The following is a 14,585-nucleotide window of genomic DNA, read 5'->3' on the forward strand; positions in this document are numbered from 1 at the left end:
GAGCGGGAGGGACGCGCCCATGACCACGCGGCACATCGGCGGACGAGAGTTCGACTTCGAGCGGCAGGTGGCCGTGATGGCGGTCGTGAACCGCACACCCGACTCCTTCTACGACAAGGGCTCCACCTTCGCCCTGGACAGCGCCATCGCGGCCGCCGTGCGCGCCGCGGAGCTCGGCGCCGACTGGGTCGACATCGGCGGAGTGCCGTTCGGCCGCGGCCCCGCCGTCACGCTCCAGGAGGAGCTCGACCGGGTGGTCCCCGTCGTGGCGGGCATCGCGGAGCGGAGCGACGTGGTCGTCTCGGTGGACACGACGAGCGCCGAGGTGGCGCGCGCGAGCATCGCCGCGGGCGCCTCCGTCGTCAACGACACGAGCGGGCTGCACGACCCCCGGATGCTCGAGGTCGTCGCCTCCTCCTCCGCCCAGCTCGTCATCACCCACAGCGTGGGCGCCCCCCGCAGCGAGCCGGAGAGACCCGAGTACGACGACGTCGTGGCGACCGTGGTCGACCACCTGCGGAGCCGCGTCGATCGCGCGCTCTCGGGTGGAGTGCCTGCCGGGAGGATCATCGTCGATCCGGGTCACGACCTGAACAAGAACACCCTGCACACGCTCGAGCTCACCCGCCGGCTGGGCGAGGTGGCCGCGCTCGGCTTCCCGGTGCTCGCCGCGGTCTCCAACAAGGACTTCATCGGCGAGGCGCTGGACCGGCCGCAGGGGGAGCGCCTCGAGGGCTCCCTCGCCGCCGCGGTGATCTGCATCCTGAACGGTGCGCGGATCGTGCGCATGCACGACGTGCGCCAGGCGGTGGACGCCGTGCGGATGACGGAGGCGGTGCTGGGCTGGCGAGCGCCCGTCTTCCTCCGCCACAACGTGGAGCCGGCGGCGTGAGCGCCCGCATCGACGGCCTGTCGCCGGCCGGGCAGAACCTGTCCGACGAGGCTCTGCTGGCCCTCTACGCGGACGGGGCGGGCGGGCAGTGGCTCCGGGTCAACTTCGTCGCGAGCGTCGACGGAGCGGTCACCCGCGACGGCGTCTCGGGCGATCTCGGGGGAGCGGCGGACCTGCGCGTGTTCGACCTGCTCCGCCGGCTCGCCGACGTCGTGCTCGTCGCGGCCGGCACGGTGCGGACCGAGGGCTACGGTCCGATGGTGCTGAGCGACGAGTCCGTGCGGGCGCGGCTCGGCACCGGGCGCGCCCCGCAGCCCGTCTTCGCGATCGTCTCGGGGTCGCTCGACCTCGATCCCGCCTCGCGGATCTTCACCGAGGCGCCGGTGCGCCCGATCGTCGTGACCACCGGCTCCTCGCCGGCCCGCCGCCGCGCGGAGCTCGCCGAGGTCGCCGATGTGCTCGTCTGCGGCGACGCAGAGCTCGACGCGACGCGGATGCGGGCGCAGCTCGCGGAGCGGGGGCTCGGCAGGATCCACTGCGAGGGCGGTCCGTCGCTGCTCGGGACCCTGCTCGCCGCGGACGCCGTCGACGAGCTCTGCCTGACCGTCGCTCCGACGCTCGAGGCGGGCGACGCCGGGAGGCTCGCCCGCGGCGACGTCCCCGGACCGCGCCCGCAGCACCTGGCGCACGTGCTCAGCGCCGGCGACACGCTGCTCCTGCGCTACCTCCGCCGGCGCTGACCCGCCCTACTCGCGGCGCCGCTCGTTCCCGTCGCGCTTGGCCTCGGAGGCCGGACGGGCGGCGATCACGGGGTGGGCGCCGGTGAAGCCGTCACGGGCGGACGCGATCGCCAGGATGCGCGGCTTCGCGACGTGCCAGCCCACGATCAGGGCGGGCACGCCGACCACCGCGACGATCCCCACGGTCCAGGTGCCGGTCGGGAAGTCGACGGCGATGAGGACCACCACGATCACCAGGAACGCCAGGGTGAGCCACGAGGTCACCGGGGCGCCGGGCATCCGGAAGGACGGGCGCTCCAGGCGCCCGTGGGCCGCCCAGCGCTGCAGCTGCATCTGGCAGAGGACGATCATGCCCCAGCCCGTGACGATGCCCAGCGCCGAGACGTTGAGGACGATCTCGAAGGCCTCGGACGGCACGAAGAGGTTCAGCACGATCCCGATCAGGGTGATGCTCGCCGTGAGCAGGATGCCGCCGTAGGGGACGCCCTGCTTGTTCATCCGGCCGGTGAAGGCGGGGGCGGAGCCGTTGAGCGCCATGGAGCGGAGGATGCGGCCGGTCGAGTAGAGCCCGGCGTTGATGCTGGAGAGCGCGGCCGTCAGCACGACGAAGTTCATGATCGATCCGGCGATCTCGCCCGAGGAGCCGTCGCCCAGCGAGCTGAAGAACGTGACGAACGGGCTCTCGCCCTTCGAGTAGGCCGTGTAGGGCAGCAGCAGCGTCAGCAGCAGCACCGAGCCGACGTAGAAGACGGCGATGCGCAGGATGACCGAGTTGATGGCGCGCGGGATGACCTTCGCCGGCTCCGCGGTCTCGCCCGCCGCCGTGCCGACAAGCTCGACTCCGGAGTAGGCGAACACCACGCCCTGGACGACCAGGACGCTGGCGATCAGGCCGCCGGGCAGGATGCCGCCGTTGTCGTTCCAGAGGCTGATCCCGGGGTCCACGGAGACGCCGCCGGACTGCAGCGGCCAGCCCGCGGCGAGCACGACGACGCCGATCACCAGGAAGACCACCAGCGCCGTGACCTTGATGAGCGCGAACCAGAACTCCAGCTCCCCGAAGACCTTGACCGAGACGAGGTTCAGCGAGAGCACGACGACCAGGGCGATGAGTGCGAGGAGCCACTGGGGCACGGAGGAGAAGAGCGACCAGTACTTCACGTACAGGGCCACCGCGGTGACGTCGGCGATCGCGGTCATCGCCCAGTTCAGGAAGTACATCCATCCGGCGACGAAGGCGGCCTTCTCGCCCAGGAACTCGCGGGCGTAGGAGATGAAGGAGCCCGAGCTCGGCCGGTGCAGGACCAGCTCGCCGAGCGCGCGGAGGATCAGGTAGGCGAAGACGCCGCAGACCGCGTACACGACGACGAGCGAGGGACCGGCGGTGGCGAGTCGCCCGCCCGCGCCGAGGAAGAGGCCGGTGCCGATCGCGCCGCCGATGGCGATCATCTGCAGCTGCCGGGGCTTGAGCCCGGGACGGTAGCCCTCCTGCTCCTTCGAGAAGTCGGGCTGCGCGTGCCCGCGGTCGTCGTCGCTCTGCGTCACGGGGGCTCCCTCGTCACCGGATCGCGCCGGGCGGCTGCTCCGGCACGCCCGTCAGGGTAAAGGCGCTCTGCTCGGAGGAGGCGGGTGGCGCGGTCCGCGGCATGCGGATCCTCTCAGGATCGAAGCGCCTACCCTGAGGGCATGAGCGGTCCGGACCTCGCACGGCAGTCCTCGCTCGAGGGCGTCCGGATCCCGTCGCCGGCGAGGCGCCTGAACGGCGGCACCGATCCGGCGCTCGTCTGGCGCAACGAGCTCGACGGGCTGACCTTCCGCGTGGACGCCGGGTACCTGAAGTGGAATCCCCGGTCCACGGGCCTCGACCTCCGTCGCGAGATCGCGCGTCTGCGCTGGCTGGAGGGGCGGATCGACGTGCCCCGGATCCTGGAGGCGGGCGAGGACGACGAGGGGCAGTGGCTCCTCACCGCACCGCTGCCCGGGCGGAGCGCCGTCGATCCGAAGTGGACAGCCCGGCCGGAGGAGGCCGTTCGCGCGATCGCGGCCGGCCTGCGGGCGGTCCACGCGCTCCCCGTCGACGCGGTACCCGAGGAGCTGCGCGGCGACTCCTGGTTCGCGCGCCGGCCGTCGGCGCTCGGCGCGGCTCCGGAGCTCGTGGACCCCGTCGTGGTGCACGGCGACGCGTGCGCTCCGAACACGCTCGTCGACGACGACGGACGCTGGAGCGGCACGGTCGACGTCGGCGACCTGGGCGTGGGCGACCGCTGGGCGGATCTGGCGGTCGCCGCGGTCAGCCTCGGCTGGAACTACGGCCCCGGCCACACTCCGCTGCTCCTCGCGGAGTACGGAGCCGATCCGGACGACGAGCGCGCGGCCTACTACCGCGCGCTCTGGTCGTCCGAGTCCTGAGTCACTTCTTCTTCGCGGCCTCGTCGTCCTGGGCCGCGCCCTCGTCGCTGCGGTTCTCGCTCGCCAGGCGCAGCCAGCGTCCGTCGCGGACGTCCTTCTCGTGCACGGCCGCCTTCTTGTCGCTCGCGGCGGTGTCGCGCGGGGGGAGCTGGATGGTCTCCTCCGCCTCGATGCCCGCCTGCAGCTCGCGTCCGCGCTCGAGCTCGGCGTCGAACTCCGCGCCGAAGAGCAGGGCGATGTTGGTGATCCAGATCCAGAGGAGGAAGACGATCACCGCGCCGAGCGAGCCGTAGGTCTTGTTGTAGTTGGAGAAGTTGGCCACGTAGAACGCGAAGCCGGTCGAGGCGATCAGCCAGATCGCCAGGGCGACGATCGATCCGATGCTGATCCAGCGGAACTTCGGCTGGCGGATGTTGGGCGCCCAGTAGTACAGGATCGCGACGATCACGATCGCGATGACCACGAGCACCGGCCATTTCGCGATGTTCCACACGGTGAGGGCGGCGGGGCCGAGGCCCACGACGTCGCCGACGGCTGTCGCGACCGGTCCGCTGAGCACGAGGATGAGCGCAGCGATCACGATCAGGACGACCGTCACCACGGTCACGCCGAGCATCGTCGGGCGGAGCTTCCAGAAGGGGCGCCCCTCGTCGATCTGGTAGACGCGGTTCATCGCGCGGCCGAAGGCGCCGACGTAGCCGGAGGCGGACCAGATCGCTCCGACGACACCGGTCACGAAGGCGAGACCCGCGGCGGAGGAGCTGGTCAGCGCCTGGATCGGGTCGCGCAGCAGGTCGACGACCTCGCTCGACGCGAGGTTCCCGATCAGGTCGAGCACCAGATCGGTGGTGGCCTGCGCCTGGCCGAAGAGCCCCAGCACCGACACGATCGCGAGCAGGGCGGGGAAGAGCGCGAGCACGGCGTAGTAGGTGAGCGCGGCGGCGAGGTCGGTGCACTGGTCCGCGCCGAACTCGCGGGCCGTCTTCTTGAGGACGTAGAACCAGGAGCGCTTGGTGATGTCGGTGACGTCGTCGGGCTTCCGGGAATCGTCGGGATCGGGCGCTGTCTTCTCGCGGGTCGTGCTCTGCTCGGCCATGCGGACACGCTACGGGGCCGACAGTCGTCGGACGGCCCCCTTGACGGCGCGGCCGGTCGTGTCGCGGGTCAGGCCCGGCGCTGGCGCGCAGCGGCGAGGGTGCCGAAGAGGAGGAAGGAGCAGGTCGCGGCGAGGACGGTCAGCAGCGGAGCCTCCCAGCCGCCGCTCGCGTCGTGCGCGAACCCGATGACGGTCGGGGCGGTGGCGGCCACGGCGTAGCCGATCCCCTGCACCGTGGCCGAGAGCCGCGACGCGTGGGCGTCGGAGCGGGAGAGCCGCACGACGAGCACGAAGACCACCGTGAATCCTCCGCCCTGGGCCGCGCCGCCCAGCACGCACCAGAGCGCCCAGAGCTGCGGGGCGAGCAGCAGCCCCGCCGGCACTGTGCACCAGAGGAGGCCGACGAGCACGATGCTCCCCAGGGGTCCGAGCCTCCGGACCAGGAGCGGGACGCCGAGGGCGCCGGCGACCGCGGCGAGCTGGAACACCGAGGCGCTCGCGCCCGCGGTCGCGATCGAGAAGCCGTTGCGGTCGACGAGCAGCGAGGGGAGCCACGCCGTCACTCCGTAGTACGAGAACGCCTGGCTCGAGAAGCAGAGCGCGAGCGCCAGCACGGTCGCGCTGCGGAAGATCCGCGGAGCCGGTGCGGCCGGTGCGCGGTCGGCGCGGGACGGGCGGGGAGTCGGACGCAGGGCCGCCCGAGGCCCCACGGCCACGAGCCAGCCGGCCAGAGCGAGGGCGTTGAGGGCGAGCCAGACGAGCAGGGCGCCTCGCCAGCCGAGGGTTAGAGCGAGCGGAGCGGTGCCGAGCGAGGTGATCGTCGAGCCGATGTTGAGGGCCGCGGTGTAGACGCCCGTCGTGAGGTCGACGCGCTCGGGAGCGACGTCCCGCCGGATCACGACGGGGAGGACGACGTTGCCGATCGTGATGGAGACGCCGATCAGGATGGTGCCCGCCACGGCCGGTCCCACGTCGCCGATCGATCGGATGATCGTGCCGAGCGCGACGCCGATCACCGTGACGGTCACGGCGGCGTCGGGTCCCGCGCGGCGGATCACCAGGAGGGCGAGCGGAGTCGCCAGGGCGAAGCAGAGCACGGGGATGCTGGTGAGGATCCCCGCCTGGCCCGCGGACAGCGCGAGGTCCTCGCGCACCGCGTCGATGATGGGCGCGACGGCGACGATCGGACCGCGCAGGACCAGCGCGACCAGGGCGACCGCCACGACGAGGAGCCAGGGAGCGCTCCGGCGCGCGGTCATCGGGGCGTCGAGGGCCGCGGCACCCCGGTCAGCCGGCCAGGCCGGGGACCCCGGCCGAGAGGTTGCCGACGATGGTGAAGACGCCCGACACCAGACCGAGGATCCCGGTGACGAGTCCGGCCGTCGCGAGCCCGCGACCGCCTCCGACGAGCGGTGCGGCCGCCCGGCCCTTCGCCGAGAAGACGATGGCGAGGATCGAGGGGATCAGCAGCGGATTGATCAGCAGGCTCAGGACGCCGAGCACGAGGCTCGCGATCGCCATGGGGTTGCGGCCCGCCGCGGAGGACGGGGCGGACGGATAGGCGTACAGCTCCTGCTCCGGAGCGCCCGGGGGCGTGCCGTAGGCGGGAGCGGGCGCCGAGGAGGACGGGCGGGACCGGTCCGTCCACGCCGCGCCGTCCCAGTAGAGCTCCGAGCCGAGGTCGGCCGGATGCGGGTACCACCCGGGCGCGGGCAGCGGAGCGGAGTCGTCGGGCATGGGGCGAGTCTAGAGCGGCGCCGATCAGCTCTTGGGCTGCTCGATGCTGAGCGCGTTCCCGTCGGGATCGAGGATCCAGGACGCCCAGACGCTGCCGCGGTCGGCCACGCCGTTCTCGGTGCGCAGCTCGTCGCTGTCGTAGTCCTCCGGAGCCACGCCCCGAGCTGCCAGCGCGTCCAGCTCGGCGCGCAGGTCGGCCACCCGCCAGGCGGCCTTGGTCTGCTCGTCCTTCGAGCCCGTGGTGCTGGCGGTGACGGTGAGCCGCGTGCCGCCGCAGGAGTAGGCGATCGCCGACTCGCTCTCCTCGAGGACCTCCAGTCCCAGGGAGCCGGCGTAGAAGGCGCGGGAGGCGGCGAGGTCGCGGGAGAGCAGAACGGGGCCGATGGGGGAGTCGGAGAGCACGGTGAGTCCTTTCGTCGGTGGGCCTCCAGTCGACGCCCGCTGCGGCCCGGCGCGGAAGGGGTTGCCACCGGGCCGGCCGGAGGGAGCTGGCGCGGCAGAATGGCCTCGGCCGTGCCCGCCGCGCGGCCGGGAGGAGCCCTCATGAGCTGGACCATCGACGAGGTGGCGTGGACCCACCCGGACGCCGAGCGTCTGCGCGACGCGCAGCGGTGCGAGCTCGACGAGCGCTACGGCAACGACGACCACGAGCCCGGCACGCCGCCCTCGGCCGACGACGTGCCCGTCTTCCTCGTCGCCCGCGACGCGAGCGGCACGGCGGTGGCCTGCGGCGGACTGCGGCCTCTCGACGACGACGTCCTCGGACCGGGGGCGATCGAGGTGAAGCGGATGTTCGCCGACCGCGCCGCCCGCGGCACCGGAGCGGCCACGGCCGTCCTGCGCGCGCTCGAGGCGCGGGCGGCCGCTCTGGGCACGACGCGCCTGGTGCTGGAGACCGGGACGCTCCAGCCCGACGCGATGCGGTTCTACCTCCGGGAGGGCTACCACGCCATCCCGCCGTTCGGCGCCTACATCGGGTCCGAGCACTCGGTCTGCTACGCCCGCGATCTCGCTCCCGGCGCCTGAGCGTCAGCGGCGCAGGGTCTCCACCGGGTACTCGCCGAAGCGGCGGTGGTACGCCCCCGAGAAGCGGCCCTGGTTGAGGAAGCCCCAGCGCGCGGAGACGGCGCGCACGGTCTCCTCGCCCGGAGCGCCCTCGCGCAGCTCGACGCGCGCCCGGTCGAGACGCACGCCGCGCAGGTAGCCGAGCGGAGTGTCGCCGAAGTGCCTCCGGAACGCGGCCTGCAGCGCCCGCGGAGTGAGCCCCGCCGCTGTCGCGATGTCGGACACGGTGACGGGCGACGCGGCGAACGCGTGCAGGAACTCGGCGGCACGCAGCAGGTGCTCGAGCCCCGGCCGCAGCACCTGCGCCGGAACGACGACCGGCCGGTGCGCGAAGGTCGCGAGCAGGTGCAGAGCGACGCCGCGCTCGGCCGCCACGAGCTGCAGCGCTGTCGCCTCGCGGCCCGACCGGAGGACGCCCGCGAAGTCGTCGACCGCCCGCCACCAGCCCGGGAGTGCCGACGCGGAGGCGATCGAGCGGTGGTCGAAGACGAGCGGCAGCGGCACGCCGTCGCCGGCCTCGGACGCGACCTGCTCGAGGAGGCCGGCGGCCACGTGCACGAGCCGCTGCTGGAAGTCGCGGCTGACGAACTCGAACGGACGCGCGCTGGGGAACACGACCGGCCGCCCCGGCAGGTGGACGATCCGATCGCCCTCCGGGTCCACCACGCTCGTGCCGGAGAGGAACCACGAGACGACGTACTCGCCCGCCGGACGCAGCCCCCCGGACACGGAGCCCCGGAAAACAGACGTCCGCAGGCTCACGCCCTCGCTCCCGGAGACGTCGTAGCGGAAGGAGAAGGGCCGCTCGACCGGTTCCGTCCGGAATCCCGACCCGCCGTAGCCGTCCGAGTAGAAGCGCCGCGCCTCCTCCAGATCGGCCCCGGAGCGCGTGAAGCGCTGCAGCGCAGGACCGGCACCCATCGGACCAGGATGCCACCTGGACGGATTGCGCACCGGTCGCCCCCGCGCCCCTCTCCGGGGCACGTCCTGTCGGCAGGGTGACGGGGTCGGACGACACGGACGGAGACGCATGGAGATCAGCGCACGCAGACTCGCGGCACGCGACGCGGTGGCCGTCGTCGCCGTGCTCGCCGCACTCGAGGGGGCGCTCGCCGTGGACTCCCTGCCGCCCGGCCTGGAGGAGGTCCTCCTGCACCAGCTCGAGCGCAGCTCGCTCGTGCTCCCCGGCGCCGACCGGGACGAGCTCGCCTCCGCTCTGCGCGCGCTCGGCGTCCGCGTGCGCGACGCGCTCGGGTAGAGGCCGCCGCCGACTACAGTCGAGGGGTCAACCGAGCCCGAGGAGTGCCCGCACGTGTCGAACGAACCGTCGAATCCCGCAGAGAACGAGTCCCACTCGGTCGTCACCGAGGCGGGCACGGGATTCACGCACTTCACCGACCGGGCCGTGGTCGCGATCCGCGTCAACGGGGAGCTCAAGGACCTCGCCGCCGACGTCGTGCCGGGCGACCGCATCGAGCCGGTGCTCATCTCCTCGCCGGACGGGCTGAACATCCTCCGCCACTCCGCGGCCCACGTGCTCGCGCAGGCGGTGCAGCAGATCAACCCGGAGGCGAAGCTGGGCATCGGCCCGCCCGTCACCGACGGCTTCTACTACGACTTCGACGTCGAGGAGCCCTTCACGCCCGAGGCGATGAAGGCGCTCGAGAAGGCGATGGACCGCATCGTCCGCCAGGGCCAGCGGTTCGTGCGCCGCGTCGTCTCCGAGGAGGAGGCGCGCGCCGAGCTCGCCGGCGAGCCCTACAAGCTCGAGCTGATCGGGATCAAGGGCGGGGGAGCCGAGGACGAGAGCGTCGAGGTCGGCGGCGCCGAGCTCACCATCTACGACAACGTCGACCCGCGTTCCGGCGAGACGGTCTGGAAGGACCTCTGCCGCGGCCCGCATCTGCCCAACACCCGCATGATCGGCAACGGCTACGCCCTGACCCGCAACGCTGCCGCCTACTGGCGCGGCTCGGAGAAGAACCCGCAGCTGCAGCGCGTCTACGGCACCGCGTGGCCCACGAAGGACGAGCTTCGCGAGCACCAGGTCCGCCTCGAGGAGGCGGCGCGCCGCGACCACCGCAAGCTCGGCCACGAGCTCGACCTGTTCTCCTTCCCGGACGAGATCGGCTCCGGCCTCGCGGTCTTCCACCCCAAGGGCGGGATCATCCGCTACGAGATCGAGCAGTACATGCGCGAGCAGCTGCTCGCCCACGACTACGAGCTCGTCTACACGCCGCACATCACCAAGGGCGACCTGTTCCTCACGAGCGGGCACCTGCAGTGGTACTCCGAGGGGATGTTCCCCCCGATGCACCTCGACGAGCTGCAGGACGAGGACGGCAACGTCACCCGCCAGGGCCAGGACTACTACCTCAAGCCCATGAACTGCCCGTTCCACAACCTGATCTTCCGCTCGCGCGGCCGCAGCTACCGCGAGCTCCCGTTGCGCCTGGCCGAGTTCGGCACCGTGTACCGCTACGAGAAGAGCGGCACCCTGCAGGGCCTCACCCGCGTGCGCGGCCTGACCCAGGACGACGCCCACATCTACGTCGCGCAGGAGGACGTGTCGGCCGAGCTGACCCGCAACCTCGAGTTCGTGCTGCAGGTGCTGCGCGACTACGGCCTCGACGACTTCTACCTCGAGCTGTCCACGAACGAGGAGGGCAACCCGAAGTTCGTCGGTGCGCCCGAGCAGTGGGAGGAGGCGATCGAGTCGCTGCGCGCGGTCGCCGTCGCCTCCGGTCTCGAGCTGGTGCCGGATCCGGGAGGAGCGGCGTTCTACGGTCCGAAGATCTCGGTGCAGGCGCGCGACGCCATCGGCCGCACCTGGCAGATGTCGACCATCCAGCTCGACTTCAACCAGCCCGAGCGCTTCGAGCTCGAGTACACGGCCTCGGACGGCTCGAAGAAGCGGCCCGTGATGATCCACCGCGCGCTCTTCGGCTCCATCGAGCGCTTCTTCGCGATCCTCACCGAGCACTACGCCGGGGCGTTCCCGGTCTGGCTGTCGCCGGTCCAGGTCGTGGGCATCCCGATCGCCGACGAGTACCTGCCCTACCTCGAGGAGGTCGTCGGCGAGCTCAAGCGGTCGGGCATCCGCGCCGAGATCGACTACTCCAGCGACCGGATGCAGAAGAAGATCCGCAACGCCACGCTGCAGAAGGTGCCCTTCCAGATGATCGTGGGGGAGAAGGACCGCGACGCCGGAGCCGTCAGCTTCCGCTTCCGCGACGGCACGCAGGAGAACGGGATATTGGTCGCCGACGCCGTCGCGCGCATCCGCGAGGCCGTCGCCTCGAAGGCGCAGGTCTGAGCGTGAGCGACGGCTGCGTGCCCGAGGGAGCGGAGGGCTCGGCGCACCTCGCCGGGGTTCCCGACGAGTTCCAGCGCCTGTGGACGCCGCACCGGATGGTCTACATCCAGAAGGGGCAGCCCGGAGCCGACGACTGCCCCTTCTGCGTGGCGCCGACGCTGGGCGACGAGGAGGCCCTCATCGTCGCCCGCGGGGAGCACGCCTACGTCCTGCTGAACCTGTTCCCGTACAACTCCGGCCACCTCCTGGTCTGCCCGTACCGGCACATCCCGCTCTACGACGAGGCCACTCCCGAGGAAGTGGCCGAGATCGGAGCGCTCACGCAGACGGCGATGCGCGTCGTCCGCTCGGTCTCGAACAACGACGGCTTCAACCTCGGGATGAACCAGGGCGCGGTCGCGGGAGCGGGGATCGCCGCGCACCTGCACCAGCACGTGGTTCCGCGCTGGGCGACCGACGCGAACTTCTTCCCGATCATCGCCCGCACGAAGGCGCTCCCGCAGCTGCTCGGCGACGTGCGGGCGAGCCTCGCGGCGGCCTGGCCGAGCCTCTAGACCGCCGCCCGGCCCCCTGTCCAGCGCCGCGGACGGCGGGCGCCGTCTCGTAGACTCGGAGCTGCCGTCGGCGGAAGTCGCCGCACAGAACAGGACTCGCGAACATGACCGACACCACCACTCCGTCCTCGTCCGCTCCCGAGCAGTTCGGCTCGAGCCGCGTCAAGCGCGGTCTCGCCGAGATGCTCAAGGGCGGCGTCATCATGGACGTCGTCGACGCCGATCAGGCCCGCATCGCGGAGGACGCCGGCGCGGTCGCCGTCATGGCGCTCGAGCGCGTCCCCGCCGACATCCGCTCGCAGGGCGGCGTCGCACGCATGAGCGACCCCGACCTGATCGACGGCATCGTCTCCGCCGTGTCGATCCCCGTCATGGCGAAGGCGCGCATCGGCCACTTCGTCGAGGCGCAGATCCTGCAGGAGCTCGGCGTCGACTACATCGACGAGTCCGAGGTCCTCTCGCCCGCCGACTACGTGAACCACATCGACAAGTGGAACTTCACCGTCCCCTTCGTCTGCGGAGCGACCAACCTGGGCGAGGCGCTGCGCCGCATCACCGAGGGCGCAGCGATGATCCGCTCGAAGGGCGAGGCCGGCACCGGCGACGTCTCCGAGGCGACCAAGCACATCCGCACGATCTCCGGCGAGGTCAACCGCCTGAAGGCGATGACCAAGGATGAGCTCTACGTCGCCGCGAAGGAGCTGCAGGCCCCCTACGACCTGGTCGTAGAGATCGCCCGGACCGGCAAGCTCCCCGTCGTTCTCTTCACCGCCGGCGGGGTCGCGACCCCGGCCGACGCGGCGCTGATGATGCAGCTGGGCGCCGACGGCGTGTTCGTCGGCTCCGGCGTCTTCAAGTCGGGCGAGCCCGCCAAGCGCGCGGCCGCGATCGTGAAGGCGACCACCTTCTTCGACGACGCGAAGGTCGTCGCGGAGGCCTCGCGCGGCCTGGGCGAGGCGATGGTCGGCATCAACGTGGCCGACGTGCCCGCGCCGCACCGCCTCGCCGAGCGTGGCTGGTAGCGCCGACGCGCCGCTCGCCGGCGCAGGATCGGCGCGGGAGTCCCTCGAGGGGCTCCGCGTCGGGGTCCTCGCGCTGCAGGGCGACTTCCGCGAGCACGCGCACGTCCTGCGCGAGCTGGGCGCCGAGGTGGTGCTGGTGCGACGCCCGGAGGAGCTCGCCACCGTCGCGGGGCTGGTCATCCCGGGCGGCGAGTCCACGGTGATGGACAAGCTGTCGCGCCTCTTCGGCCTCGCGGAGCCGGTCGTCGAGGCGATCAGTGCGGGGATGCCCGTCTACGGGACCTGCGCCGGGCTGATCATGCTCGCCGACCGGGTCCTCGACCGCATCGACGGCCAGAGCAGCTTCGGCGGCCTGGACGTGTCGGTCCGGAGGAACGCGTTCGGCAACCAGCTCGACTCCTTCGAGACCGATCTCGACGTGCCGGCCATCGGCGATCCGCCGGTGCACGCGGTCTTCATCCGCGCACCGGTCGTGGAGGAGCTGGGCGAGCGGGCGACCGCGCTCGCCAGTGTCGCCGACGGGCGGGTGGTCGCGGTCGAGCAGGGCAACCTCCTCGGGACGGCGTTCCATCCCGAGATCACCGGCGACTACCGGTTCCACGAGCTGTTCCTGCGGAAGGTCGCGGCGACGCGCTTCGGCGACTGACCCGCTGCCGTCCCCTCCGCCAGGGGTGGACGGTGCGGGACACGCGGGCCAGGGTGGTCGCATGCCCGAACTCCCCGAGGTCCAGGCCCTCGCTCTAGATCTCGACGCGCGCCTGGGCGGACGCGTCCTCGAGCGGCTCGACGTGTTCGCGATCTCCGCCCTCAAGACCGTGGCCATCCCGCCGTCGGCTCTCTCCGGCGAGACCGTCCACGGAGTGTCGCGGCACGGCAAGTTCCTCGACCTCGCAGTCGGCGAGGCCCACGTTCTCCTGCACCTCGCCCGCGCCGGCTGGGTCCGCTGGCGGCCCGAGCGGCCGACGGCGCCGGCGAAGCCCGGCCGGGGACCGCTCGCCGCGCGGCTGGTCCTCGACGACGGGTCGGGGTTCGACGTGACGGAGGCCGGCACCAAGAAGAGCCTCGCGCTCTCGATCGTCGCCGATCCGCTCGACGTCCCGGGCGTCGCCCGGCTGGGTCCCGATCCGCTGGACCCGGAGTTCACCGAGGAGATCCTCGGCGCGATCCTCGCCACGGCGGGCAGGGCGCAGGTGAAGGGCGTCCTCCGCGACCAGTCCCGCATCGCCGGCATCGGCAACGCCTACTCCGACGAGATCCTCCACGTGGCGCGCATGTCGCCCTTCAAGCACGCCGCGCTCAACGCCGACGAGCTGGACCGCCTCTACGCGGCCCTCCGCTACACACTCGAGGAGGCGCTCGCCCGCGCCGAGGGCCTGCACGCGGCCGACCTCAAGCGCGAGAAGAAGCTCGGCATGCGCGTCCACGGCCGCACAGGAGAGGCGTGCCCCGTCTGCGGCGACACGATCCGCCAGGTGGTCTTCCACGACTCCACGCTCCAGTACTGCCCCACCTGCCAGACCGACGGCAGGATCCTCGCCGACCGGCTGCTGTCGCGGCTGATCAAGTAGCGAGCCGGTCCCTGCCCGGCTCGCCGCGGTCGGCTTTCGGAGATGGCGGGGCGGGTGGAGCGGGTCGCGTTCGCCTACAGCGATCCGCTGGCACGCGGATCACTGGTTCGGCTGTGCTTGTGGCGAGCCGGTCCGCGCCCGGCTCGCCGCGGTCGGCTTCCGGGGGTGGCGGGGGCGGGTGGAGTG

Annotated in this window: 16 protein-coding genes; 10 read left to right on the forward strand and 6 right to left on the reverse strand. The window is 72.2% G+C overall.

Translation table 11 applies throughout. From position 1 onward, the window contains the following. Positions 1-19 precede the first annotated feature (19 nt). Both folP and C5C30_RS15085 read left to right on the forward strand, forming a co-directional pair. Positions 20-892: a dihydropteroate synthase gene (folP, locus tag C5C30_RS15080; protein ID WP_104267382.1), complete on the forward strand. Its 873-nt coding sequence runs from the start codon at positions 20-22 to the stop codon at positions 890-892. Beyond that, positions 889-1,632, forward strand: coding sequence for a pyrimidine reductase family protein (locus C5C30_RS15085; RefSeq protein WP_104334014.1), 744 nt, complete (start codon positions 889-891; stop codon positions 1,630-1,632). Before folP ends, C5C30_RS15085 begins: the two co-directional genes overlap by 4 nt. Positions 1,633-1,638: 6 nt before the next feature. Here C5C30_RS15085 and C5C30_RS15090 read toward each other — a convergent pair whose 3' ends face one another. Further along, a complete protein-coding gene (locus C5C30_RS15090) occupies positions 1,639-3,177 on the reverse strand; it encodes an amino acid permease (protein WP_258065996.1) in 1,539 nt (512 codons plus the stop codon). Positions 3,178-3,318: 141 nt separating this feature from the next. On the opposite strand from C5C30_RS15090, the gene C5C30_RS15095 reads away from it, so the two are divergent. Further along, on the forward strand, positions 3,319-4,041 hold the full coding sequence (locus tag C5C30_RS15095; RefSeq protein WP_104318968.1) for an aminoglycoside 3'-phosphotransferase: 723 nt from the start codon (positions 3,319-3,321) through the stop codon (positions 4,039-4,041). A 1-nt stretch (position 4,042) separates the two neighbouring features. Here C5C30_RS15095 and C5C30_RS15100 read toward each other — a convergent pair whose 3' ends face one another. From C5C30_RS15100 to C5C30_RS17805, 4 genes are all read right to left on the reverse strand, one after another. Further along, the gene (locus C5C30_RS15100) at positions 4,043-5,137 is read right to left on the reverse strand and encodes a YihY/virulence factor BrkB family protein (protein WP_104239455.1); all 1,095 of its coding nucleotides are present in this window, start codon (positions 5,135-5,137) and stop codon (positions 4,043-4,045) included. A 68-nt stretch (positions 5,138-5,205) separates the two neighbouring features. Beyond that, complete coding sequence (locus C5C30_RS15105) at positions 5,206-6,396, reverse strand: CynX/NimT family MFS transporter (RefSeq protein WP_104334015.1); 1,191 nt, start codon at positions 6,394-6,396, stop codon at positions 5,206-5,208. A gap of 28 nt (positions 6,397-6,424) precedes the next feature. Continuing rightward, positions 6,425-6,874 (reverse strand): DUF2510 domain-containing protein, encoded by a 450-nt coding sequence (locus tag C5C30_RS15110; RefSeq protein ID WP_104251081.1) that lies wholly within the window; start codon positions 6,872-6,874, stop codon positions 6,425-6,427. Positions 6,875-6,898: 24 nt separating this feature from the next. Continuing rightward, positions 6,899-7,276, reverse strand: a complete 378-nt coding sequence (locus C5C30_RS17805) for a VOC family protein (RefSeq protein ID WP_104334016.1) — start codon at positions 7,274-7,276, stop codon at positions 6,899-6,901. Between the two features lie 141 nt (positions 7,277-7,417). Here C5C30_RS17805 and C5C30_RS15120 point away from each other — a divergent pair, with 141 nt between their 5' ends. Further along, positions 7,418-7,900: a GNAT family N-acetyltransferase gene (locus C5C30_RS15120; RefSeq protein ID WP_104225442.1), complete on the forward strand. Its 483-nt coding sequence runs from the start codon at positions 7,418-7,420 to the stop codon at positions 7,898-7,900. Positions 7,901-7,903: 3 nt separating this feature from the next. On the opposite strand, the gene C5C30_RS15125 is transcribed toward C5C30_RS15120, so the two are convergent. Continuing rightward, positions 7,904-8,860, reverse strand: coding sequence for an AraC family transcriptional regulator (locus C5C30_RS15125; protein WP_104327523.1), 957 nt, complete (start codon positions 8,858-8,860; stop codon positions 7,904-7,906). A gap of 109 nt (positions 8,861-8,969) precedes the next feature. Here C5C30_RS15125 and C5C30_RS15130 point away from each other — a divergent pair, with 109 nt between their 5' ends. The 6 genes from C5C30_RS15130 (at position 8,970) to C5C30_RS15155 (ending at position 14,399) form a co-directional block, all read left to right on the forward strand. Then, positions 8,970-9,197: a hypothetical protein gene (locus C5C30_RS15130; RefSeq protein ID WP_104225342.1), complete on the forward strand. Its 228-nt coding sequence runs from the start codon at positions 8,970-8,972 to the stop codon at positions 9,195-9,197. Positions 9,198-9,344: 147 nt separating this feature from the next. Beyond that, positions 9,345-11,255, forward strand: a complete 1,911-nt coding sequence (gene thrS, locus C5C30_RS15135; RefSeq protein WP_258066002.1) for a threonine--tRNA ligase — start codon at positions 9,345-9,347, stop codon at positions 11,253-11,255. Between the two features lie 2 nt (positions 11,256-11,257). After that, positions 11,258-11,809, forward strand: coding sequence for an HIT domain-containing protein (locus C5C30_RS15140; RefSeq protein ID WP_258065999.1), 552 nt, complete (start codon positions 11,258-11,260; stop codon positions 11,807-11,809). A gap of 104 nt (positions 11,810-11,913) precedes the next feature. Then, on the forward strand, positions 11,914-12,831 hold the full coding sequence (gene pdxS / locus C5C30_RS15145; protein ID WP_104224629.1) for a pyridoxal 5'-phosphate synthase lyase subunit PdxS: 918 nt from the start codon (positions 11,914-11,916) through the stop codon (positions 12,829-12,831). A gap of 73 nt (positions 12,832-12,904) precedes the next feature. After that, positions 12,905-13,477: a pyridoxal 5'-phosphate synthase glutaminase subunit PdxT gene (pdxT, locus tag C5C30_RS15150; RefSeq protein WP_244229657.1), complete on the forward strand. Its 573-nt coding sequence runs from the start codon at positions 12,905-12,907 to the stop codon at positions 13,475-13,477. 61 nt (positions 13,478-13,538) lie between these two features. Continuing rightward, positions 13,539-14,399 (forward strand): DNA-formamidopyrimidine glycosylase family protein, encoded by an 861-nt coding sequence (locus C5C30_RS15155; RefSeq protein WP_104334019.1) that lies wholly within the window; start codon positions 13,539-13,541, stop codon positions 14,397-14,399. The last annotated feature ends 186 nt before the right edge of the window (positions 14,400-14,585 follow it).

Origin of the sequence: Rathayibacter sp. AY2B5 (assembly GCF_002931645.1) — a bacterium.
GTDB lineage: Bacteria > Actinomycetota > Actinomycetes > Actinomycetales > Microbacteriaceae > Rathayibacter.

Excerpts from the sequence above, each read along its gene's own strand:
- folP (WP_104267382.1), top strand. The coding sequence starts at position 20 with ATGACCACGCGGCACATCGGCGGACGAGAGTTCGACTTCGAGCGGCAG.
- C5C30_RS15095 (WP_104318968.1), top strand. The coding sequence starts at position 3,319 with ATGAGCGGTCCGGACCTCGCACGGCAGTCCTCGCTCGAGGGCGTCCGG.
- C5C30_RS15100 (WP_104239455.1), bottom strand. The coding sequence starts at position 5,137 with ATGGCCGAGCAGAGCACGACCCGCGAGAAGACAGCGCCCGATCCCGAC.
- C5C30_RS15105 (WP_104334015.1), bottom strand. The coding sequence starts at position 6,396 with ATGACCGCGCGCCGGAGCGCTCCCTGGCTCCTCGTCGTGGCGGTCGCC.
- C5C30_RS15110 (WP_104251081.1), bottom strand. The coding sequence starts at position 6,874 with ATGCCCGACGACTCCGCTCCGCTGCCCGCGCCCGGGTGGTACCCGCAT.
- C5C30_RS15120 (WP_104225442.1), top strand. The coding sequence starts at position 7,418 with ATGAGCTGGACCATCGACGAGGTGGCGTGGACCCACCCGGACGCCGAG.
- C5C30_RS15125 (WP_104327523.1), bottom strand. The coding sequence starts at position 8,860 with ATGGGTGCCGGTCCTGCGCTGCAGCGCTTCACGCGCTCCGGGGCCGAT.
- C5C30_RS15130 (WP_104225342.1), top strand. The coding sequence starts at position 8,970 with ATGGAGATCAGCGCACGCAGACTCGCGGCACGCGACGCGGTGGCCGTC.
- pdxS (WP_104224629.1), top strand. The coding sequence starts at position 11,914 with ATGACCGACACCACCACTCCGTCCTCGTCCGCTCCCGAGCAGTTCGGC.
- C5C30_RS15155 (WP_104334019.1), top strand. The coding sequence starts at position 13,539 with ATGCCCGAACTCCCCGAGGTCCAGGCCCTCGCTCTAGATCTCGACGCG.